Genomic DNA, 19,971 nt, shown 5'->3' on the forward strand with positions numbered 1-19,971 from the left:
GTTCCTCGCGGGAAACAGTTGTGATGCGGTCGGGTAACACCCAGCCCGCACGCTGCGATGCATGACCTCGAATTCGCGTGTGGTGGTGATCGGCGCCGGCCTCGCGGGCGTACGGCTCGCCCGGCGGCTCGGTGAGCTCGGCACGCCCGCGCTGATCGTCGGCGAGGAGGAGCACCGCCCGTACAACCGGGTCCTGCTCGCCGAGGTGCTGGCCGGCCGCTACAACCCGGACGTGATCTCCCTGCCGGGCCTGACGGCCCCGGCGGAGCTGGTCCGCGCCCGGGTGACCGGGATCGACCGTGCCGGGCGGACCGTGGCTTGCGCGGACGGCTCGGAGATCGCATACGACACGCTGGTCCTGGCCACCGGCTCCAACCCGGTGCTGCCGCCACTGCGCGGACTGTTCACTGCCGACCATGTGCTGCCCGAGGGCGTCCACGCCTTCCGCACCATGGACGACTGCCTGGGCCTGTCCAAGGCGGTACGCCCCGGCGTGCGCGCCGTCGTCATCGGCGGCGGGCTCCTCGGAGTCTCCGCCGCCCGTGCGCTCGCCGTGCGCGGCGCCCAGGTCGTGCTCGCCCAGCAGTCCGAGCGGCTCATGGAGCGCCAGCTCGACCCGGCCGCGTCCAAGCTGGTCAAGCGGCACCTGACCGACCTGGGCGTCGAGGTGCACACCGAGTGCCGGGTGCGGGACGTGCGCGTGGTCGGCGGCGCGGTCCGCTCGGTCGAGATGGCCGACGGATACGCCCTCGACGCCGACCTCGTGGTCCTGGCCTGCGGCGTCCGCCCCCGCGCGAAGCTCGCCGAGACGGCCGGGCTCGCGGTCCACAAGGGCGTCCTCGTCGACGACCAGCTGCGCACCTCCGACCCGCACATCTACGCGATCGGCGACTGCGCCCAGCACGACGGCAACCTCTACGGCCTCGCCACCCCCGCGCTCGACCAGGCCGACACCCTCGCCGAGCTGCTGGCCGGCAGCACCACCGCCCGCTACACCGGCACCCGCGCCCTCACCCGCCTCACCCTCGCCGGTCAGGCCCCCTTCGACCTCGCCGCGTTCGGCGAGACGGAACCCCGCCCCGGCGACGACGTCGTGCAGCTCGCCGACGCCACCCGGGGCACGTACCGCAAGGTCGTCGTCCGCGACGACCGCCTGGTCGGCGGGGTCCTCGTCGGCGAACTCGGCACCGTCGGCGCGCTCGCCCGCGCCTGGGAGGGAGCAGAGCCGCTCCCCGACGACGGCCCCCTGCTCCACCTGCTCACCAACGATGGAGGCTCCTGAATGACCGCCGCCCTGGGGGCCACCCCCACGATCGTGCTCGTCGGCCACGGGATGGTCGGCCAGCGCTTCCTCGAAGCACTCGCCGAGCGCGGCCTGACCGCCACGCACCGCGTGGTCGTGCTGTGCGAGGAGCCGCGTCCGGCGTACGACCGCGTGGCGCTCACCTCGTACTTCTCGGGCAAGACGCCCGAGGACCTGTCGATGACCGACATGGAGTTCATCAAGGACCACGGCATCGAGCTGTACGTCGGTGACCCGGCGGTCTCCGTCGACCGCGAGGCCCGGCAGGTCACCGCCGAGTCCGGCCAGGTCTTCGGGTACGACGTCCTCGTCCTCGCCACCGGCTCGTACCCGTTCGTGCCGCCGGTCCCGAACAAGGACGCCACCGGCTGCTTCGTCTACCGCACGATCGAGGACCTGCTCGCGATCGAGGAGTACGCCAAGACGAAGGCCACGACCGGTGCCGTGGTCGGCGGTGGTCTGCTGGGTCTTGAGGCCGCCGGTGCGCTGAAGGGCCTGGGCGTCGAGACGCACATCGTGGAGTTCGCGCCCCGTCTGATGCCGGTGCAGGTCGACGAGGGCGGCGGCGCGGCGCTGCTGCGCACCATCGAGGACATGGGCCTGAGCGTCCACACGGGCGTGGGCACGCAGGAGATCGTGACGGGCGCCGATGGTGCCGTCAGCGGCATGAAGCTGTCCGACGGCTCCGAACTCGCCACCGACATGGTGGTGTTCTCCGCCGGTGTCCGCCCCCGCGACCAGCTGGCCCGGGACTGCGGTCTGACGGTCGGCGAGCGCGGCGGCATCACCGTCGACGAGCAGTGCCGTACGGTCGCCGACCCGCACGTGTTCGCGATCGGCGAGTGCGCGCAGGCGGTGGACGGCCGGGTGTACGGCCTGGTCGCCCCCGGCTACGAGCAGGCCGAGACAGCGGCGGCGACGATCGCGGCCGACGAGGCTTCGTTCGTCGGCGCCGACTTGTCGACAAAGCTGAAGCTGCTCGGCGTCGATGTGGCCTCCTTCGGTGACGCGCACGGCACCGCCGAGGACTGCCTGGACGTCGTCTACTCCGATTCCCGCAGCGGCCTGTACAAGAAGCTGGTCATCGGCCGCGACGGCACGCTGCTCGGCGGCATCCTGGTCGGCGACGCGGAGGCGTACGGCACGCTGAAGGCCTTCACCGGTTCCGTCCCGCCGGTCTCGCCCGAGTCGCTGGTGCTGCCCGCCGGCGCCGGGGAGTCCGCCCAGCTCGGCCCGACCGCGCTGCCGGACGACGCGATCATCTGCTCCTGCAACAACGTCCGCAAGGGCACGATCCGCGAGGCGGTCACCGAGCACAAGTGCACCACGGTGCCCGAGGTGAAGAAGTGCACCAAGGCCGGTACGACGTGCGGCAGTTGCGTCAAGGTGCTCGGCCAGCTGGTCACCGCCGAGCTGGAGGCGAGCGGCGTCGAGGTCGACAAGGGCCTGTGCGGCTGCTTCGGCCAGACCCGCGAGGAGCTGTACGAGATCGTCCTGGCCCTGCGCATCACCTCGTACCAGGACCTCCTGGACCGCTACGGCCGTGAGGGCGCCCGGGGCGGCGACGGCTGCGAGGTCTGCAAGCCGGCGGTCGCCTCGATCATCGCCTCCCTCGCCCCGACGATCGGCGCGAACGGCTACGTCCTGGACGGCGAGCAGGCGTCCCTGCAGGACACCAACGACCACTTCCTGGCCAACCTCCAGAAGAACGGCTCGTACTCCGTCGTCCCTCGTATCCCCGGCGGTGAGATCGCGCCGGAGAAACTGATCGTGATCGGCGAGATCGCCCGTGACTTCGGCCTCTACACGAAGATCACCGGCGGTCAGCGGATCGACATGTTCGGCGCCCGCGTCGAGCAACTGCCGCTGATCTGGGCACGCCTGGTGGACGCCGGTTTCGAGTCCGGCCACGCCTACGGCAAGTCCCTGCGCACCGTGAAGTCCTGCGTGGGCCAGACCTGGTGCCGGTACGGCGTGCAGGACTCGGTCCGGATGGCGATCGACCTGGAGCTGCGCTACCGCGGCCTGCGCTCCCCGCACAAACTCAAGTCGGCGGTCTCCGGCTGCGCCCGGGAGTGCGCGGAGGCCCAGTCGAAGGACTTCGGCGTGATCGCCACGTCGAACGGCTGGAACCTGTACGTCGCCGGCAACGGCGGCGCCACCCCCCGCCACGCGGACCTGCTGGCGCAGGACCTGTCGGACGCCGAACTGATCCGCCTGATCGACCGCTTCCTGATGTTCTACATCCGCACGGCGGACCGCCTGGAGCGCACGTCGACCTGGCTGGAACGCATCCCCGGCGGCCTGGACCACGTACGGGACGTGGTCGTGCACGACTCGCTCGGCATCTGCGAGGAGCTGGAGCGGCTGATGTCGGCGCACGTCGCCAACTACCGCGACGAGTGGTCGGAGACGATCAACGACCCCGAGAAGCTGGCCCGCTTCGTCTCCTTCGTGAACGCGCCCGACACCCCCGACCCGGTCGTCGGCTTCGTCCCCGAACGCGACCAGATCAAGCCCGACCTGCCGCTGCTGTCGATCGGCATGCGACCGGCCGAAGACACGGCAGACGTCCTGGAAGGAACCGCCCAGCGATGACCTTGGCACCCGAGACGACCGACCTCAAGGTCCAACTCCGGCTGACCGACGACTGGTTCACGGTCTGCGACCTGCACCTGCTGCTCCCCGGCCGCGGCGTGGCGGCCCTGCTGCCGGACGGCAACCAGGTCGCCGTCTTCCGCGACCGCAAGGGCCGGCTGTACGCCATCGACAACCGCGACCCCTTCACCGGCGCCGCGGTCCTCTCCCGGGGCCTCATCGGCACCCACCAGGACCGCCCGTTCGTCGCCTCGCCCCTGCTCAAGCAGCGCTTCGACCTGCTGTCCGGCCAGTGCCTGGACGACGAGTCGGTGCGGGTGGCGACGTACGAGGTACGGGCGGCCTGATCCGTCAACGGGGCGTGGGGCTGGGTGAGTCGTCGCCGAGCGGTGGACGCGTGTCCAGGTAGAACCATTCGGCGCTGGGGCCGGGGGCAGGCTGGGGGTCACTGAGGTCCGGGACCTTCACCTCGGGCACCTTCGCCCCCGCCCCCGTCAGATCCGGCATCAGCAGCTCCACCCGTAGCCCGGCCCCGCGCTGCTGTGCCACGAACTCGTCGATCTGGGTGCGGCAGGCGTGGTCGAGGTGGGTGACCCCGAGCAGGTCGAGCCGGATGCGCGGCTTGCCCGCGGCGGCGGCCTGCTCCAGAGCCTCGATCAGGCGCGGCAGCCGCAGGAAGGTGGCGTTGCCCGCCATGACGACCCGGGCGGTGTCGTCGTCGATGTGCTGCCGTACGACCGCCTGGGACATCCGCAGCGCGGCCAGCACCACCCCGGCCGCGAGGCCGATCAGGACACCCTCCAGCAGCGCGGTGGCCGTGATGACGAGAGTGGTGAGCGCCATGACCGCGAACTCTCCCCGGTCCTGCCGCCACATCTTCGGGAACTCCTCCGGCGCGAACAGCTTCCAGCCGCTGTGCACCAGCACCCCGGCGAGCACCGAGATCGGGATCAGCGCGAGGACCTGGGGCAGCAGCAGCGCGAAGGCGAGCAGCCACAGGCCGTGCAGGGTGCGGGAGATGCGGGTCCTGGCCCCCGCCTGGACGTTCGCCGAGCTGCGGGCGACGACCGCCGTGACAGGGAGCGCGCCGAGGATACCGGCCACCGTGTTGCCCGCGCCCTGGGCGATGAGCTCGGTGTTGTAGCGGGTGCGCGGGCCGGTGTGCATACGGTCCACGGCCGCCGCGGTGAACAGGCTCTCCGCCGACGCGATCACCGTGAAGGTGAGGATCGCGGTGATGATCCCGGCGTCGGCGAGGCCCGCGAACTGCCCCGGACCCGGCACGTCGACGGCGTCCGCGAGATTGCCGACCTGGAGGGTCTTCACGTCCACGCCGGGCAGCGCTGCGACCGCGATGCCGATGCCCACGGCGACGAGCGCGGCCGGGATCTTCTTCACCGGGCCCGGCGCCTTCTTCCAGACGAAGCTGAGCACGATGGTGACGACGCCGAGGCCCGCCGCGATCATCGCCTGAGGGTCGGCCGCGACACCCGCGAGCAGCCCGGGCACACCGGCGATGTTCTCGAACGGGGTGCCGGGCGCCTTGGCGTCGGACATCGGATACAGCTGGCTGAACATCAGCGGCAGCCCGATGCCCGCGAGCATGCCCTGGACGACGGCGAGGGAGATCGCCTGGAACACCCGGCCCAGCTTCACCAGTCCCAGCACGATCTGCAGGACGCCGGAGAAGAGGACGATCACACCGAGCATGGCGACGCCGTGCTCGAGCACGGTCTCCGCGACCAGCGCGGCCAGCCCGGCGGCCGGCCCGCTGACCTGGAGGGTACTGCCCCGTACCGCCCCGACCACCAGCCCGCCCACGACTCCGGAGATGATCCCCAGCTCGGCGGGCACGCCTGAGGCGACGGCGACGCCGATGCACAGGGGCAGGGCGACCAGGAAGACGACGAGGGAGGCGGTGATCTCGGTACCGAGGTCGGCTTTGCCGGTCGTACTCGATCGGGTCTTACGAGGTCCCGCCATACGCCGTGCGTGCGCCCCGCTCATGACCCGTGCACCCGGAACCGGTCGTCCTCGTCGAGTTCGTGGACCGTGCCGGTGGCGATCTCGTAGTACCAGCCGTGCAGCCGCAGTCGCCCGGCCTCGATCAGCCGCCGGGCGACCGGATACCCGCGCAGGGCGGCGAGCTGATTGCGCACGTTGAGCTGCACGACCTCGCGCAGCGCCGGGTCCATGGTCTTTGCGGCTTCCCCGAGTACAGGCTCCAACCCCGGCCGCGCGAGGTCCAGCCAGGCGTCCACCCTGGGCAGCCCGGACAGATCGGCGCCGTGTGTGATCGCGCCCATGGCCCCGCAGTGGGAATGGCCACACACCACCACGTCCTGAACGCCCAGCACTTCGAGCGCGTACTCGATGGTGGCGGCCTCGCCGGAGGCCGCCCCGTGCTCCTCGTGCGGCGGCACGATGTTGCCCGCATTTCGCAGCTCGAATATCTCGCCGGGCCGTGCGCCGGTGATCAGCGCGGGAATCACCCGGGAGTCCGAGCAGGTAATGAACAGGGCCTCGGGAAATTGCCCGACGACCAGTTTCCGGTATTCGTCGCTCTCGAAGTCGACCCGTCGCTTGAACGACCGGGCGCGGTCCAGCAACGCCTTCATCCTGCCTCCTTGGCATGGGTTCCGACCTGGCGCTGAGACCGTAGGAGCACGATGTACAGAGAAAGGTTAGGCGAACACTAAGTCCCCGAATACAAGCGGTTTCTGAGGGCCATTTCACAAAGGCCGGAATCACCAATCCGGGCTGCACATTCTCTTGTAGCGTGTCGACCGATTTCATCCAGCCTTTTCATCGAGAGACAGGACGCCATGGGCGTACGAGTGCTGCTCATCGAGGACGACGAGACGATCGCCGAACCGCTCGCCGACGGACTGCGGCACTTCGGTCTGACAGTCCATCGTGTCGCCACCGGCGCCGAGGGGCTGGCGGGGCCGTACGGCGACGTCGTCCTGCTGGACCTGGGCCTGCCCGACATGGACGGCATCGACGTCTGCCGCGGCATCCGCCGGTCCTCCGACGTGCCCGTCATCATCCTCAGCGCGCGGGGCGAGGAGGCCGACCGGGTGCTGGGCCTGGAGCTGGGCGCCGACGACTATGTGGCGAAGCCGTTCAGCGTACGGGAGTTGGTGGCCCGCATCCGGGCGGTGCACCGGCGTCACGGCCGGCGGCCGGACGAGCAGGAACCGTCGTACGACGTCGGCCCGCTGGTCGTGGACCGGCGCACCCGGCAGGTGTGGGTCGGCGAGGAGCCGGTCACACTGACACCGAAGGAGTTCGAACTGCTGGCGCTGCTCTCCGAGGACGCCGGCGCGGTGTACTCACGGCAGCAGATCCTCAACCGGGTCTGGGACGAGCACTACGACGGCCCGACCAAGACCCTGGACGTCCATGTGGCCACCCTGCGCCGCAAACTCGGCCACCCGGCGTGGATCCAGACCCTGCGGGGCGTCGGCTTCCGGCTCGCCGTGAGCCCCGCCGACGGCTCCTCATGACCCGCCGCCTGCTGCTGAGTTACCTGAGCCTCGCCGCCCTCGTCCTGCTCGGACTGGAGATCCCGCTCGGGTTCGTCTACTCGCGCGCCGAGCGGGAGCGGATCGTCAACGCCGCGAACAACGAGGCCGACGCGGTGGCGGCGTTCGCCGAGCTGTCGGTGGCCGCCGGGCGCGGGGACGAACTCGTGGAGCGGGCCGAGCACTGCGCCGAGCGCATCGGCGGGCAGGTGGTCGTGCTGGACGCGGACGGCACCGTACTCGCGGCCTCGCCCGCACTGTCCGCCGAGCAGCAACGCACCGTCGCCGCCCGCCCCGAGGTCGCGGCGGCCCTGCGCGGCCGCCCCACCACATCCGTACGCGCGTCCACGACCGGCGGCGTGCGCTACCTGTCGGTCGCGGCACCGGTCGGACACCGGGCACAGGGCGCCGTACGGATCACCCTGCCGACGGACGCGGTGCACGACCGCGTCAACCGGGTGTGGCTGCTGCTGGCCGTCGTAGGCCTCGCGGTCCTCACCGGGGTCGTGGCGGTGGCGTTCGCGTTCGCGCGCTGGGCCGGACGCCCCATCCGCCGCCTGGAGGAGGCCGCGCACCGCCTCGCCGACGGGAACCCGTCCACCTGCGTACCGATCACCTCGGGACCGCCGGAGGTACGCAGCCTGGCGGCCGCGTTCAACCGCACCGCGGCCCGCCTCGAACACCTCCTGGCCTCCCAGCGCGCCTTCGCCGGGGAGGCGTCCCACCAGCTGAAGACCCCCCTGGCGGCCCTCCGCCTGCGCCTGGAGAACCTCGAACCGGCCGTGGCCCGCCGCGCCCGCCCAGGCCTGACCGCCGCCGTCACCGAGACCGACCGGCTGGCCCGCATGGTCGAGGGCCTGCTGGCGATGGCCCGCCTGGAGGAGGACACGACCCTGCCCGGCCCCGTCGACGTGGGCGAGGTGTGCGCAGAACGCCACCGCGCCTGGCAGCCGCTGTTCGCCCGTGAGGACGTCTCGCTGGTCCTCTTCGCCGGCAGCGTCGGCCCCGTCCTCGCCCTCCCCGGAGCCGTCGAACAGATCCTGGACAACCTCCTCTCCAACGCCCTGCGGGCCTCCCCCGCCGACAGCACGGTCACGATGGAGCTACGGCTGGTGGTCCCGTTCCGCCGCCCCCTGCGCGACAGCCGCCCCTGCTGGGTCGACCTGCACGTCACCGACGAGGGCCCCGGCATGACGGCGGAGCAGCGCGCCCGCGCCTTCGACCGCTTCTGGCGCGCCCCCGGCGCACCCAAGGGGGGCACGGGCCTGGGCCTGTCCCTGGTCCAGCGCCTGGCCCACGCGGGCGGCGGCGAGGTGACCCTGCGCCCGGCGGCGACGGGCGGCTTGGACGCGGTGGTCCGCTTTCCGTCGGCGGAGGCCGCGCCATCCATACCTGGCCCCGTCGGCGGGGATCCTCGGGCAGGCCGACCAGCTCCACAACCGCCGATCTCGACCAGCTCGACCACGTAGGCTGAATCCCGCGTGGGACGGACAGGAGGCTGAGGTGGCCGAGACGACGCCGGCCGAGGTGATGGCCGAACTGGCCGGGCTGGAGGACCCCAAGACGCGAGCGGTCACCTTCTCGGCCGTGAACGGCCGAGCTTGTGCGCTCGATCCGTTCACACCTCGTCGCGCTCCCGACTGCCCCCTACGACAGGACGGTCACGGGTCGCATCTCCCACCCTCCGGCTAGGCCGGTAGCGGGACGGGCATGGTGACGAATACCCACGCCGAGCGTGCGCGATCACGCACGTTGACCCCGGCGACGACATCGGCCGGACCAGCGAGCCCGCACCGACGACAGCAGAAATGATCACGAGTCGGCCGGTTGGCCCGCTCGGTGTGCCCGCAGCGCGGACAGCGCTGCGAGGTGTAGGCCGCATCCACCTCCAAAAACGGCACCCCGGCCCGCCTGGCCTTGTAGGCCAGGTGCTGCCCGAGCTGATGGAAGGGCCAGGAGGAGAGCGTGCCCCGCTGGTCGCCGCGTAGCCGTACCCGCTCACGGATCCCGCCGAGTTCCTCGACGGCGATCCCGCGACCGGTGCGTTGAGCGACGGACACGATCTCCTTGCTGATCTCGTGGTTCACATGGGTGGCATGACGGCGCTCCTTCTGTGCGCGGCGGGCGAGACGGCGGGTGGCCGAGCGGGTCTGCTTGGCCTGGAGTTCGGCGCGTTTGCGGGCCTGCCAGCGCCGGTAACGGCCCAGACGACGCCCCTGGTGATTGGTGCCATCGGAGGTGGTGGCCAGGTTCACGATGCCCCGGTCCACGCCGATCCAGCCAACCGGCTCGTACTTCTCGGGATCCGGAATGTCGCATGTGGCGACCAGGAACCACTTCCCGCCACGCCGGACGAGATCGCTCTCGCCCCTGCGATGCGCTACGAGCGTCTTTAGCTGGTCGGGCGAGCAGGCGAACCGGATGCCCCTCATCCGCCCGTCCACGGTCCAGATGGAGATGGTGCGTGCATCGTGCTGCCAGGACAGGCAGCGGTCGTCGAACGGCTGGGCCGCCTCCGGGCGGAAGACGATCGGCGTGCTGACTGCCTTGCGGTGCCGCCTGGAGGTGGGCGAGCCGAGGTTTCCGGCCCGCAGGTTGGCTTTCAGGGTCGTGTAGGCGTCGACGACCTTCTTCACGACCCGTACCGTCGGCTGCGCGGACAGCCCGAACGTCGCCTTCAGGTCCGCGTACACCTCCTTCTGCAGGCCGTTGCGGTCCTTGAGATCCTGGGCGAAGGCAACTTGCGAGGCGTAGGTGGCCGCCCGGTTGCAGGCACGCAGGGTCGCCTCCAGTGCCGACGCCTGCTCGGGCGTCGGCAGCAGCTTCACCTGCACCACCAGCTTCACGACATCGGACCGTAGTCCGACAACCGCACACGCGATCGCCATTCGCACGACGATCACCACAGCCGGTGACCTATAGGGCAGTTGTTCGCATTCCCTGGCTCCGCCGGGCAGCCGTAGAAATGCTCCGCGCCGGGCAGCAAGCAAACGCGGCGACGCTCCGCGTCGCAGCCACAGGAGGCGGTTCCTCCCCGGCGTGAGCGCCGGGGCATCCTCGCCAGAATCAGGTGAAGAAGAGCCCGCACGCCGAAGAACTGCGCTTGGCCTGGTCCGCCGACCCCGATCCGGTGGTCGCGAGTGCCGGCTGGGCGCTGACCACCGAACGCGTGGCGAAGAAGCCCGACGGCCTCGATCTCGCAGGGCTGCTCGACGTCATCGAGGCGGAGATGAAAGACGCCCCGGATCGCCTCCAGTGGGCAATGAACCACTGCCTGGCCCAGATCGGAATCGCCCACGCCGAGCACCGCGCCCGCGCCATCGACATCGGTGAGCGCCTGGAGGTGCTCAAGGACTACCCGACGTCCCCGGGCTGCACGTCCCCGTTCGCACCCATCTGGATCACCGAGATGGTGCGCCGACAGGGGAACTGACTCGGGACCGGTCCCGGAAGTGAGCACTAAGGTCGGCGATCTCGCCGGGGTCGAGCGCCCATCTCCATGTTCCGGGAGCCTTGGATGATCTTTGCTATCCCTATCTTGTGCATCTTCGCCTGGATGGCCTGGTCAGTCCTTCGGATGAGCCACTTGCCCCCCTGGCGCCAGTGGCTGCCCGCAGCACTGCTTACGGCTGCCGTGTCGTCATGGCTTCTCCTCGCAGCCTCTGCTGCCCCCGAGTTGTGGGTGTACCTGCCCATCTGCCTCGCATTGGCATCGTGGGCCGTGAGCTTGCGAGAACGCCGCGCGGCAGGCAGGCGAGCACGCATCGAGGAACCCAGGTGAGGCCTGCCTTTGAGGACGGTCAGTTGCAGCCGCTGGGGCCGTGCAGCAGCCCTTGCCCCGCCAGGCGTCGCGGCCTTCCTTGACCGCGATGGCGGCGATGAACAGGGCGGCGATCGGGTCGGCCCAGGCCCAGCCGAGGGTGGCGTTGAGGACAAGGCCGGCCAGGAGCACGGCGGACAGGTAGGTGCACAGCAGGGTCTGCTTGGAGTCGGCGACCGCGGAGGCTGAGCCGAGTTCGCGGCCCGCGCGGCGCTGGGCCGCGGACAGGAACGGCATGACCGCGAGGGAGAGGGCGGCGATGACGATGCCGGGGACGGAGCGTTCCGCCGTACCGGCGGAGGTCAGCGCGCGGACGGCGTCGAAGGTGACGTAGGTCGCGAGCGCGAAGAACGAGACCGCGATGATCCGCATGGTTCGTTGCTCGCGGGCTTCGCGCGCGGCGTGGTCGCGGGCGGAGAACTGCCAGGCCACGGCTGCGGCGGAGGAGACCTCGATGACGGAGTCGAGTCCGAAGCCGATCAGGGCGGTGGAGGAGGCGAGGGTGCCGGCGGTGAGGGCGACGATCGCCTCGACGGCGTTGTAGGCGATGGTCGCGGCGACGAGCAGGCGTATCCGCCGGGTGAGCGCGTCCCGGCGGGCCGGGGAGGGGCCGAGGGAGATCGATATCTCGGCGGTCATGAGCAGCAGCCCTCTTCGTCGGCCTCGGCACAGGTGCGGTCGGTCTCGACGGCCACCACGGCGTTGCGCAGGTCATCGAGTGCGTGGCCCAGGCGCTCGTCGGCCAGCTCATAGCGGGTACGGCGGCCGACGGGCACGGTGACGACCAGCCCGCAGTCGCGCAGGCACGCCAGGTGATTGGACAGCCGGGTGCGGGAGATACCGAGGGTGTCGGCGAGGTCAGCCGGATAGGCGGGGGCTTCGCGCAGCGCAAGCAGGATGCGGCAGCGAATCGGATCGGCGAGCGCGCGGCCGAACCGGGCCAGCACCTCGATGTCGCAGGCAACAGTCAGCACAGGACGACTGTACACGACATCCTGAATTCACAGAAACCTGGATTCCAATGGGCGGTGGGGTTCCCCTGATCGCTGGCCCGTCTGGGCGGTCCGGGCTGTCTCAGCCGCTTTGGAAGCGCATGCGACGGCCAATATGGGCATCCGTGCCGTGCCGACACGCAGTAGCCACCGGAGATGCCATGCGCCACCGTCCCGAGCGACATGAGCCCGCGCCCGATGGGCGTGCGCCCCAGCGATCGAAGTGGTCGCCGCGCGGCGGAACCCCGAGGGCGGCCGGAGCCTTCCCCTCTGGGCGGCGTGGTAGATCGGTGACCCGGAAGCGATGGCTTTTTGTGCTGTCCCTCGGATTGATCACGGGTGCCTTCGGTTCCAGTGGCGCAATGGCCGTCGGCAGCGTCGAGTCCGCGGCCTTGCGCTGCGACGCGGCACCAACCGGCATTCGCGTCCAGGACTACTTCCTGCGTTTCACGGTGCCGCCCGGCCTGATGCCCGACCCGCAGTTCGACGGCCGCCCGGCGAGGATCCAAGTCCACCGGGTCCGGCCGGTGTACGCCCACGGGAAGTGCCGGGATGTTCCCAACAGGGCTGCGGTGCTGGTCCACGGCCGCAACCTCCCTGGCACGCCGGTGTTCGACATGAGACACCCCGCCCCCGGAGGTGGGACGCTCAGCATGCAGCGAACGCTCGCCCAGGCGGGAATCGACACCTTCGCACCAAGCCTGCTCGGCCACGCCCGCTCGACGCGGTTCCGCCAGGGACTCGACGATCCCGGCAACGCAAGCCTCAGGCCCTACCTCCCCGACGGTTCCTGCCCCTACGCCGAGGGGTGCGACCGCAGTAACTTTCCCTTCTTCCGCCTCGACCAGCAGGGAACACTGCTGCTGAACAATCCGCTCAACGGGCAGCGGCGCGCGCACTCCAGCAACTACCGCTTCGGACGCATCGACCTGTGGGTACGCGACATCCGGCAGGTCATCGATGACGCGATCGCGCGGGCCAGGCCGACGGACGGCAAGGTCACGTTGGTCGGCTTCTCGCTCGGCGGGCAGCACGTCGGCCGGACCCTGTACGCGGCCAACCCGGTGCTTCCCGACAGCGCCGCCGTCATCGCGAAGGTCAACCGCGCCGTGTTCGCAGAATCGATCTTCGGCACACCAACCGAGGAAGTAACACCGCCGACGGGCTTCACGTCCTTCCCGACGAACCTCAGCACCCGTTCGGACAGCGAGTCGACCTGGGCGATGGCCCCGGAACGGGACGCTGCCTGCACCGGCCATATCGTCCCCAACAGTCGGCAACAGCTGTGGACGCAGCTCATGGAGGAAGACCGCCTCGGCAGCACATGGGGAGGGGACCGCGCCCATCCGACCGGCGTCAGCCGCGCGCCTACCTTCTCCAGCTACGGCTGGAACGCCGCCGTCGCGCAGCAGCAGACCACACCCTCACTCGTCATCAACGGCCTTGAGGACAGGACACCGCTCGCGACACCGGCCGACGCAACGGCGCTTTACAACAGCCTTGGCACTGCGAACAAGGTGCAGGTGCAGGTGCGGTGCGCGAGCCACGCGACTTTGTGGGAGGGGTGCTCCGGACCGCGCTGCACCCCGCAATCAGGAACGCCTTACGGCGGGCGCCCCGGCCGCCCCTGGGCCGGCCCTCATGCCACGGTCCAGGCGGCCGTGATCGAGTGGATCAAGAACGGCACCTTCAACTGCGCGACGAACGGTCGCTTCACTGTCAACGAAAGCGGCGTGGCAGCGCCTTCCCCGTGACGCCCCACGAGGTTGCAGCTCAACAGCCTCCACGGCTGAGGCCCCCCGAGCCGCCCCCACCCCGTCATGGCATGGCCACGACGTGTCCACCCCGCTCCCCTAGGGTCCCTGACCGCACGACCCCGCCGTCGACCGACGGCGGGCCGGTCACGGCACCTCCTGGAGTGAGAGTGGAACGTCGTAACCTCCTGCGTGCGGCCGTCCTCGGCGGCTCAGCGGCCGCCCTGGGCGGAAGCCTGTGGCGCGGCGCCGCGTACGCGGCGCCCGCCCAGCCCGGCACGGGCCCCTACGGGGCTCTCCGTTCCCCCGACGCCAACGGCATCCGACTCCCCAACGGCTTCACCAGCCGGGTGATCGCCCGTTCCGGGCAGCGGGTCTCCGGCACCTCGTACACCTGGCACAACGCCCCCGACGGCGGCGCCTGCTACACCGACGGCAGCGGCTGGATCTACGTCTCCAACTCGGAGATCAACCCCTCCGGCGGCGCAAGCGCGATCAAGTTCTCGTCGACCGGCACCATCACGTCGGCGTACCGCATCCTCTCCGGCACCCGCACCAACTGCGCGGGCGGCAAGACCCCGTGGAACACCTGGCTGTCCTGCGAGGAGGTGTCCCTCGGCTACGTCTACGAGACCGACCCGTGGGGCGTGAAGGCGGCGGTACGCCGTGACGCCATGGGCCGCTTCAAGCACGAGGCGGCCGCCGCCGACCCCGTCCGCAAGGTGATCTACCTGACCGAGGACGAGTCCAACGGCCGCTTCTACCGCTTCGTCCCCACCACGTGGGGCGACCTGTCCTCCGGCACCCTCCAGGTCATGATCGCGGGCTCCGCCACGTCCGGCTCCTTCACCTGGAAGAACGTCCCCGACCCCGACGGCTCCCCCACCAGCACCCGCACCCAGGTCTCCGGCTCGAAGTCCTTCAGCGGCGGCGAGGGCTGCCACTACGCCGACGACACGGTCTGGTTCACCACCAAGGGCGACAACCGCGTCTGGCAGCTCAACCTCACCAACAACACCTACGAGCTGGCCTACGACGACTCCCTCGTCACCTCCGGCACGGCCCCCCTCACCGGCGTCGACAACATCACCGGCTCCTCCTCCGGCGACCTGTTCGTCGCGGAGGACGGCGGCAACATGGAAATCTGCGTGATCACCCCGGACGACGTGATCGCACCCTTCCTGCGCATCGACGGCCATTCCGGCTCGGAGATCACGGGACCGGCGTTCTCCCCCGACGGCCGGCGCCTGTACTTCTCCAGCCAGCGCGGTACGAGCGGCAGCTCGTCCGGCGGCATCACCTACGAGGTGACGGGACCCTTCCGCTCGTAGGACCCCCTAGGGGACTGGTTTGAGATGTCGGTGGGACACGAGGACGCTGGAAGGCAGTCGTCCACCCGGTCGCTGTCGAGTTCCTGTCGAGTTCGTCGAGCCGGTCTAGCCCGCCGGGAACGTGGAGTTTCATCGAGTCCCACCGACCTTTCATGCCCCACCCTCACGGAGGCGCGAACATGACTCGGAACCACCCCCAGCCGTCCCGGCGCGCCGTGCTCGGCGGTGCGGCCGTCGCCGCGCTCACGGTGGCCGCCGGAACCGGCACGGCACAGGCCGGCACGAAGACCACCTGGCCGACGGAGTTCCCGCTCCCCGACGGCTTCCTCCCCGAGGGCATCACGATCGGCAGCAGGCCGTACGCCTACATGGGCTCCCGCGCCAACGGCGCCATCCTCCGCACGGACCTGCGCACGGGCGAGTACGAGACCGTCCACCCCGGCGCGACCGGCACGGCGTCGATCGGCCTGAAGCTGGACCACGACGGCCTGCTGTACGTGGCCGGTGGCGGCGGAGGCACGGCCCGCGTGATCAGCTCCCGCACCGGACGCCTGATACGGACGTACCAACTCACCGCCACCTCTGGCCAGTTCATCAACGACGTCATCCTGACGGGCGACCGCGCCTGGTTCACGGACTCCCGCGCGGCAATCCTCTACGGCGTCCCGCGCGACGGCGACGGCAAGGTCCGCTCCCTGCCCCTCACCGGCCACTGGACCCAGACGCCCGACGCCAACAACGCCAACGGCATCGTGACGACCCCCGACGGACGCGGCCTGATCGTCGTGAAGAGCACGCCGGGCGAGCTGTACCACGTATCCCTCAAGACCGGCACCGCCACGAAGATCACCCTCACCGGCGCGGACTCGGTCGTGAACGGTGACGGCCTGGTCCGCATCGGCCGCACGCTGTACGTCGTCCAGAACCGCCTCAACCTGATCAGCGTCTGGACCCTGTCCCGCGACCTGCGCACGGCCACCCTGACCCGCACGATCACCGACCCCCGCTTCGACGTCCCCTCCACCGCGGCCCGCTACGGCAACCGGCTCTACCTGGTCAACGCCCGCTTCACCAGCCCGCAGACGCCGGAGACGACGTTCAACGGGGTGGCAGTTTCGCTCTGACGCGCGCACGTACGTTGACGGGGGCGGCACCTGACTACGGTGGACGTATGAAGCTGTCGCCCCTCGACGCCAGGCAACGTTTCGTCACCTCGCCCGTCGCACGGCTGGCGACAGCCGACGCCGACGGGGTGCCCCACGCCGTACCAGTGACCTTCGTCGTCCTCGACGACGTCCTGTACTTCGCCGTGGACCACAAGCCCAAGAGCACCTGGGACCTGCGGCGATTGCGGAACATCCGGGAGAACCCCTCCGTGGCGGTGCTGGTCGACCACTACGACGAGGACTGGTCGGCACTGTGGTGGGCCCGTGCCGACGGTCGTGGGGAGGTCCTGGAGGACGGGGAGGAACGCCGTCACGCCGTCGAACTGTTGTGCGGCAAGTACGAGCAGCACAAGGACTCCCCGCCCCAGGGTCCCGCGGTCGCCGTTCGGGTGGACCGGTGGAGCGGCTGGGCGTACGCACAACCCCTGTGAAGTACTCGTTGGGTCCTTATTGCCGCATCGGCAATTCCCGCAGCCTGTCGAGCTCGCCGTCGGTCGCCGGTCTGAGCGTCGACAGGATGTGCCGGGCTGCGGTCAGGTCGTTGTCGGTGCCTTGCAAGGTCACGGTGTATGTCAGTCCGTCACGGCGCAGGCGCAGTTCCTGGTGCTCGTACCCACCCTCGTAGGTGACCAGCTGTCGGCCTCCACCGTCGTCCGTGCAATGGATCGGTTCGCCGAAGGGGACGGGGCAGCCGCGGGCGTCGGCGCGCCGGGTGTCGTATCCGGTGCGTGCCACGGCGAGGTGGAGTCCGTCCGAGTGGGGCCGCTTGTAGTCGGCGCCGAAGCCGTCCTCGCTCGCGCCCAGGACACGCAGGGTGTAACCCGGCGGCGGGTCGCCGATCCGTAGCAGGGCGCGGTCCACGTCGTTGGCGGTGAGCCATTCGTCGAGGGTGGGGGGCCGCGTGGCGTCCCAGGCGGCGTACGACCCGCCGACGGCGAGGGCGGCCGCCGCGCCGAGAGCGCCCAGCTTGACGCGGGTGTCCGGGAGGAGGAGCGCGGCGGCGAGGGCGTAGCAAATGCCCCCGGCCGGGTAGAGCAGAAGACCGTTCTCCAGACGGTTGACCTGGAAGTTCACCACGACTACCCCGAACGCGCCGATCGTGCCGAGCGCGTGGACGCACACTGCCCAGGCCCACAGCCCGCGCCTCCGGCGTGTGAGCGGCACGATCGTGCGGGCGGCGGTCCCGAGACCGGCGAGCGCGGGCACCGCAAGGGCGGCAACGCCGCCGCCGACGACGACGGCGAGTGGAGCCGTTCCACCGGCGAAGAGGGCGATGAGCACCGCCTGGAACTGCACCCCGGTCAGGACGCACCCGAACAGCCAGACGGCCGCCAGATGGGCGATCGCGGGCCCTGCTTTCTTCGTCTGCGTCATTCTCGTGATCACGCCAGGTGGGCGGGCCGCGGTTCCCTGACCGCTGCACAGACCGGCACCACGACCCCCACCTCTCCCACACAGAAGGGTCACAGAATGGCCACATCGCCCATGTGCCATGCGGCCCGGGCAATACGTTCATCCCCTCACGCAACGCGTCTGGGGGGACGACATGACCAACCCGTACATCCCACCGCCACCGCCACCGCCCGCCGTTCGCCCCGCCCCCAGGTGGGCTCGCAAACGGTACGTACTCCCCGCGCTCGGCCTGGCCTTCTTCCTCGGCATAGGTGCCGGCGCGGGCAGCGGCGACGGAGAGAAGCCGACCGACGCGAAACCGGCGTCCGCCCGACCGACCCCGACGGAGACGGTCACCGCGACGGCGACGGTGACGCAGACCCCGGAGGCGGAACCGGCCCCCACGGTGACTGTCACGAAGACGGTCACCGCGACCGAGACGGTCACCGCCGAACCCGCAGCCGGAACCGGCTCCGACGACTCGTCCGACACCGACGTCTACTACGGCAACTGCAGCGAGGCCCGCGCAGCCGGCGCCGCTCCCCTCTACCGCGGCGAGCCCGGCTACGCCTCACACCTGGATCGTGACGATGACGGCGTGGCTTGTGAGACCTGAGACGACCAGCCGGTCACGTGCGTTGTGCGGTCCACTCCCGGTCAAGGATCGCGTGGACGATGGAGTCACGCCACGCGCCGCCCTTGCGGACGTGTTCACGGATCCGGCCTTCCTCGACCATCCCGGCACGGGCCATCGCCTTTGCGGAAGCCTCGTTGACCGGTGACCGTGCACCCCAGATGCGGTGCAGACCGAGTTCCTCGAAGCCCAGTGCGAACAGTAGCCGTACGGTCTCGACTCCGTAGCCGTGGCCCCAGGAGACGGGTCGCAGTGCGAAACCCATCGTGGCTCCGCCGGGCTGGTGGGGGTCCAACGCCAGTCGGCCGAAGCCGACGAGCGCGCCTGTACTGCCTTCGACGACGGCGAGCGCGTACTCGGACCGCGGCGTCGCCTTCGCCGTCTCGATGGACCGGGTCACGATCTGCCTGACTTCGTCGAGCGTGCGCGGTTCGCACGACAGGTGCTCGGTCGCTGCATCACTGCCGTAGATGGCGAACACGGCGTCGGCGTCGTCCGCCTGGAGCTCGCGGAGTTCCAGGCGCTGGCTGAGGCGATGGACCGGATACATGTCCCGGACTGTACTGGGCCGGATGGCATCGGCCGCGCGATCTGGCAGCGCAGCATGGACTCCTCAATGTGGAACCCGAATTGGTGGCCCGGGGCACCCCTCCTCCTACTGGAGTGATCCTGCAGCGCTGAGGTCAGCCGAGTCGGAGGTGATGAAGCATGAGGAGCGCCGCGGCCGCGTTCGCCGACCGGATCTCGCCCCGCGTGATCAACTCGGGGACACGCGCGAGCGGGACCCATTCCCGGCGAGCGGACTCGAAGGCGTCCCGCGGGTCGCCGACGTGCTCGGCCTGGTCCGACCAGTACACGCGGTGATGGCTGGTCGAGATGCCCGGCATGGGGTCGACGGCCATCAGCAGTCGCATCGGGCCCGGCCGCCACCCGGTCTCTTCCTCGAATTCCCGTGCGGCCGCGGCTGCCGGATCCTCGCCTTCACCCGTCCCACCCGAGGGGAGCTCCCAGCCCCAGGCGCCGGTGATGAAACGGTGCCGCCACAGCAGCAGGGCCTCGTTCGCCTCGTTCACGACCGTGGCCACGGCCACGGGGCGCAGCCGGATGACGGTGTGGTCCAGGTGCCGCCCGTCGGGCAACTCCACATCGGCCATGTTCACGGTCACCCACCGGTTCTCGTACACGGTGCGCTCGCCGAGGTTCCGCCACACAGACACACTCACGCCTCTCGTCGGGTACCTGGTCATCCCAGCACGCCGGACCGCCTACAGGGGAATCCGCAACGTGTCGTCGATCCGTTCCACAACCTCGGTGGTGGCCCGGCTGCCGAGCTGGGTCATGGTGCGGCGCAGCTTCACCAGCCGGTCGTTCAGCCGGCGGGACTCCATGCCCTGCATCGTGTCCAGCACGCTCTTGGGCATGACCCAGATACGCCAGAAACCCGCCACGGGATG

At 70.3% G+C, this 19,971-nt stretch carries 20 protein-coding genes and 1 pseudogene; 12 read left to right on the forward strand and 9 right to left on the reverse strand.

The genetic code is table 11. The features are described from left to right. Nucleotides 1-61: 61 nt before the first annotated feature. Genes SSP24_RS17615 through nirD form a run of 3 tightly spaced genes read left to right on the forward strand, consistent with a single transcriptional unit; the run spans nucleotide 62 to nucleotide 4,248 of the window. Entirely contained in the window at nucleotides 62-1,282 is a 1,221-nt protein-coding gene (locus SSP24_RS17615; protein ID WP_141310530.1) for an NAD(P)/FAD-dependent oxidoreductase, read from the forward strand. After that, nucleotides 1,283-3,901, forward strand: a complete 2,619-nt coding sequence (gene nirB, locus SSP24_RS17620; protein WP_141310531.1) for a nitrite reductase large subunit NirB — start codon at nucleotides 1,283-1,285, stop codon at nucleotides 3,899-3,901. Then, nucleotides 3,898-4,248: a nitrite reductase small subunit NirD gene (nirD, locus tag SSP24_RS17625; protein WP_141310532.1), complete on the forward strand. Its 351-nt coding sequence runs from the start codon at nucleotides 3,898-3,900 to the stop codon at nucleotides 4,246-4,248. Before nirB ends, nirD begins: the two co-directional genes overlap by 4 nt. 4 nt (nucleotides 4,249-4,252) lie before the next feature. Here the strand turns inward: nirD and SSP24_RS17630 are convergent, their stop codons facing one another. Beyond that, nucleotides 4,253-5,884 carry a SulP family inorganic anion transporter gene (locus SSP24_RS17630; protein WP_229865459.1) on the reverse strand — a complete coding sequence of 544 codons (1,632 nt, stop codon included), beginning with the start codon at nucleotides 5,882-5,884 and terminating at the stop codon, nucleotides 4,253-4,255. Between the two features lie 20 nt (nucleotides 5,885-5,904). After that, on the reverse strand, nucleotides 5,905-6,519 hold the full coding sequence (locus SSP24_RS17635) for a carbonic anhydrase (RefSeq protein WP_141310534.1): 615 nt from the start codon (nucleotides 6,517-6,519) through the stop codon (nucleotides 5,905-5,907). Between the two features lie 207 nt (nucleotides 6,520-6,726). Between SSP24_RS17635 and SSP24_RS17640 the strand changes: the two genes are divergently transcribed. The 3 genes from SSP24_RS17640 to SSP24_RS44150 are packed head-to-tail and all read left to right on the forward strand — an operon-like array spanning nucleotide 6,727 to nucleotide 9,120. After that, nucleotides 6,727-7,410 (forward strand): response regulator transcription factor, encoded by a 684-nt coding sequence (locus tag SSP24_RS17640; protein ID WP_141310535.1) that lies wholly within the window; start codon nucleotides 6,727-6,729, stop codon nucleotides 7,408-7,410. Continuing rightward, nucleotides 7,407-8,897 (forward strand): sensor histidine kinase, encoded by a 1,491-nt coding sequence (locus tag SSP24_RS17645; protein ID WP_141310536.1) that lies wholly within the window; start codon nucleotides 7,407-7,409, stop codon nucleotides 8,895-8,897. Before SSP24_RS17640 ends, SSP24_RS17645 begins: the two co-directional genes overlap by 4 nt. Nucleotides 8,898-8,931: 34 nt before the next feature. Beyond that, entirely contained in the window at nucleotides 8,932-9,120 is a 189-nt protein-coding gene (locus SSP24_RS44150; RefSeq protein ID WP_229865456.1) for a hypothetical protein, read from the forward strand. On the opposite strand, the gene SSP24_RS17655 is transcribed toward SSP24_RS44150, so the two are convergent. Continuing rightward, on the reverse strand, nucleotides 9,117-10,274 hold the full coding sequence (locus SSP24_RS17655) for an RNA-guided endonuclease InsQ/TnpB family protein (protein WP_229865454.1): 1,158 nt from the start codon (nucleotides 10,272-10,274) through the stop codon (nucleotides 9,117-9,119). The two genes, SSP24_RS44150 and SSP24_RS17655, sit on opposite strands and share 4 nt — an antisense overlap. Nucleotides 10,275-10,498: 224 nt before the next feature. Between SSP24_RS17655 and SSP24_RS17660 the strand changes: the two are divergent. Continuing rightward, nucleotides 10,499-10,861 (forward strand): annotated as a pseudogene (locus SSP24_RS17660) (DNA alkylation repair protein); the annotation flags it as partial. A gap of 207 nt (nucleotides 10,862-11,068) precedes the next feature. Here the strand turns inward: SSP24_RS17660 and SSP24_RS17665 are convergent. Next, nucleotides 11,069-11,887, reverse strand: a complete 819-nt coding sequence (locus SSP24_RS17665; RefSeq protein WP_229865452.1) for a cation efflux transmembrane domain-containing protein — start codon at nucleotides 11,885-11,887, stop codon at nucleotides 11,069-11,071. Beyond that, on the reverse strand, nucleotides 11,884-12,222 hold the full coding sequence (locus SSP24_RS17670) for an ArsR/SmtB family transcription factor (RefSeq protein WP_141310537.1): 339 nt from the start codon (nucleotides 12,220-12,222) through the stop codon (nucleotides 11,884-11,886). The genes SSP24_RS17665 and SSP24_RS17670 overlap by 4 nt, the downstream gene beginning before the upstream one ends. Nucleotides 12,223-12,602: 380 nt before the next feature. Here SSP24_RS17670 and SSP24_RS17675 point away from each other — a divergent pair, with 380 nt between their 5' ends. The 4 genes from SSP24_RS17675 (at nucleotide 12,603) to SSP24_RS17690 (ending at nucleotide 16,922) form a co-directional block, all read left to right on the forward strand. Further along, nucleotides 12,603-13,994 carry an alpha/beta hydrolase family protein gene (locus tag SSP24_RS17675; RefSeq protein WP_141310538.1) on the forward strand — a complete coding sequence of 464 codons (1,392 nt, stop codon included), beginning with the start codon at nucleotides 12,603-12,605 and terminating at the stop codon, nucleotides 13,992-13,994. Between the two features lie 170 nt (nucleotides 13,995-14,164). Beyond that, nucleotides 14,165-15,325, forward strand: a complete 1,161-nt coding sequence (locus SSP24_RS17680) for an alkaline phosphatase PhoX (RefSeq protein ID WP_141310539.1) — start codon at nucleotides 14,165-14,167, stop codon at nucleotides 15,323-15,325. Between the two features lie 179 nt (nucleotides 15,326-15,504). After that, on the forward strand, nucleotides 15,505-16,449 hold the full coding sequence (locus SSP24_RS17685; protein ID WP_141310540.1) for an SMP-30/gluconolactonase/LRE family protein: 945 nt from the start codon (nucleotides 15,505-15,507) through the stop codon (nucleotides 16,447-16,449). 47 nt (nucleotides 16,450-16,496) lie between these two features. After that, nucleotides 16,497-16,922, forward strand: a complete 426-nt coding sequence (locus SSP24_RS17690) for a TIGR03668 family PPOX class F420-dependent oxidoreductase (protein ID WP_141310541.1) — start codon at nucleotides 16,497-16,499, stop codon at nucleotides 16,920-16,922. 16 nt (nucleotides 16,923-16,938) lie between these two features. Here SSP24_RS17690 and SSP24_RS17695 read toward each other — a convergent pair whose 3' ends face one another. Then, nucleotides 16,939-17,865, reverse strand: coding sequence for a hypothetical protein (locus SSP24_RS17695; protein ID WP_141310542.1), 927 nt, complete (start codon nucleotides 17,863-17,865; stop codon nucleotides 16,939-16,941). A gap of 172 nt (nucleotides 17,866-18,037) precedes the next feature. Here SSP24_RS17695 and SSP24_RS17700 point away from each other — a divergent pair, with 172 nt between their 5' ends. Continuing rightward, a complete protein-coding gene (locus SSP24_RS17700) occupies nucleotides 18,038-18,499 on the forward strand; it encodes an excalibur calcium-binding domain-containing protein (protein WP_141310543.1) in 462 nt (153 codons plus the stop codon). A gap of 13 nt (nucleotides 18,500-18,512) precedes the next feature. Here the strand turns inward: SSP24_RS17700 and SSP24_RS17705 are convergent, their stop codons facing one another. From SSP24_RS17705 to SSP24_RS17715, 3 genes are all read right to left on the reverse strand, one after another. Continuing rightward, the gene (locus tag SSP24_RS17705; protein WP_141310544.1) at nucleotides 18,513-19,067 is read right to left on the reverse strand and encodes a GNAT family N-acetyltransferase; all 555 of its coding nucleotides are present in this window, start codon (nucleotides 19,065-19,067) and stop codon (nucleotides 18,513-18,515) included. Between the two features lie 133 nt (nucleotides 19,068-19,200). Next, on the reverse strand, nucleotides 19,201-19,734 hold the full coding sequence (locus tag SSP24_RS17710; protein ID WP_141310713.1) for an NUDIX domain-containing protein: 534 nt from the start codon (nucleotides 19,732-19,734) through the stop codon (nucleotides 19,201-19,203). A gap of 48 nt (nucleotides 19,735-19,782) precedes the next feature. Continuing rightward, nucleotides 19,783-19,965, reverse strand: a complete 183-nt coding sequence (locus tag SSP24_RS17715) for a hypothetical protein (RefSeq protein ID WP_229865450.1) — start codon at nucleotides 19,963-19,965, stop codon at nucleotides 19,783-19,785. Nucleotides 19,966-19,971: the final 6 nt, after the last annotated feature.

The organism is Streptomyces spinoverrucosus, from assembly GCF_006539505.1.
Taxonomy (GTDB): Bacteria; Actinomycetota; Actinomycetes; order Streptomycetales; family Streptomycetaceae; genus Streptomyces; species Streptomyces spinoverrucosus.

Coding starts and splice junctions, on each gene's coding strand:
- SSP24_RS17695 (WP_141310542.1), bottom strand. CDS start 17,865: ATGACGCAGACGAAGAAAGCAGGGCCCGCGATCGCCCATCTGGCGGCC.
- SSP24_RS17640 (WP_141310535.1), top strand. CDS start 6,727: ATGGGCGTACGAGTGCTGCTCATCGAGGACGACGAGACGATCGCCGAA.
- SSP24_RS17690 (WP_141310541.1), top strand. CDS start 16,497: ATGAAGCTGTCGCCCCTCGACGCCAGGCAACGTTTCGTCACCTCGCCC.
- SSP24_RS17685 (WP_141310540.1), top strand. CDS start 15,505: ATGACTCGGAACCACCCCCAGCCGTCCCGGCGCGCCGTGCTCGGCGGT.
- SSP24_RS17615 (WP_141310530.1), top strand. CDS start 62: ATGACCTCGAATTCGCGTGTGGTGGTGATCGGCGCCGGCCTCGCGGGC.
- nirB (WP_141310531.1), top strand. CDS start 1,283: ATGACCGCCGCCCTGGGGGCCACCCCCACGATCGTGCTCGTCGGCCAC.
- SSP24_RS17635 (WP_141310534.1), bottom strand. CDS start 6,519: ATGAAGGCGTTGCTGGACCGCGCCCGGTCGTTCAAGCGACGGGTCGAC.
- SSP24_RS17665 (WP_229865452.1), bottom strand. CDS start 11,887: ATGACCGCCGAGATATCGATCTCCCTCGGCCCCTCCCCGGCCCGCCGG.
- SSP24_RS17700 (WP_141310543.1), top strand. CDS start 18,038: ATGACCAACCCGTACATCCCACCGCCACCGCCACCGCCCGCCGTTCGC.
- SSP24_RS17645 (WP_141310536.1), top strand. CDS start 7,407: ATGACCCGCCGCCTGCTGCTGAGTTACCTGAGCCTCGCCGCCCTCGTC.
- nirD (WP_141310532.1), top strand. CDS start 3,898: ATGACCTTGGCACCCGAGACGACCGACCTCAAGGTCCAACTCCGGCTG.
- SSP24_RS17705 (WP_141310544.1), bottom strand. CDS start 19,067: ATGTATCCGGTCCATCGCCTCAGCCAGCGCCTGGAACTCCGCGAGCTC.
- SSP24_RS17630 (WP_229865459.1), bottom strand. CDS start 5,884: ATGGCGGGACCTCGTAAGACCCGATCGAGTACGACCGGCAAAGCCGAC.
- SSP24_RS17675 (WP_141310538.1), top strand. CDS start 12,603: ATGGCCGTCGGCAGCGTCGAGTCCGCGGCCTTGCGCTGCGACGCGGCA.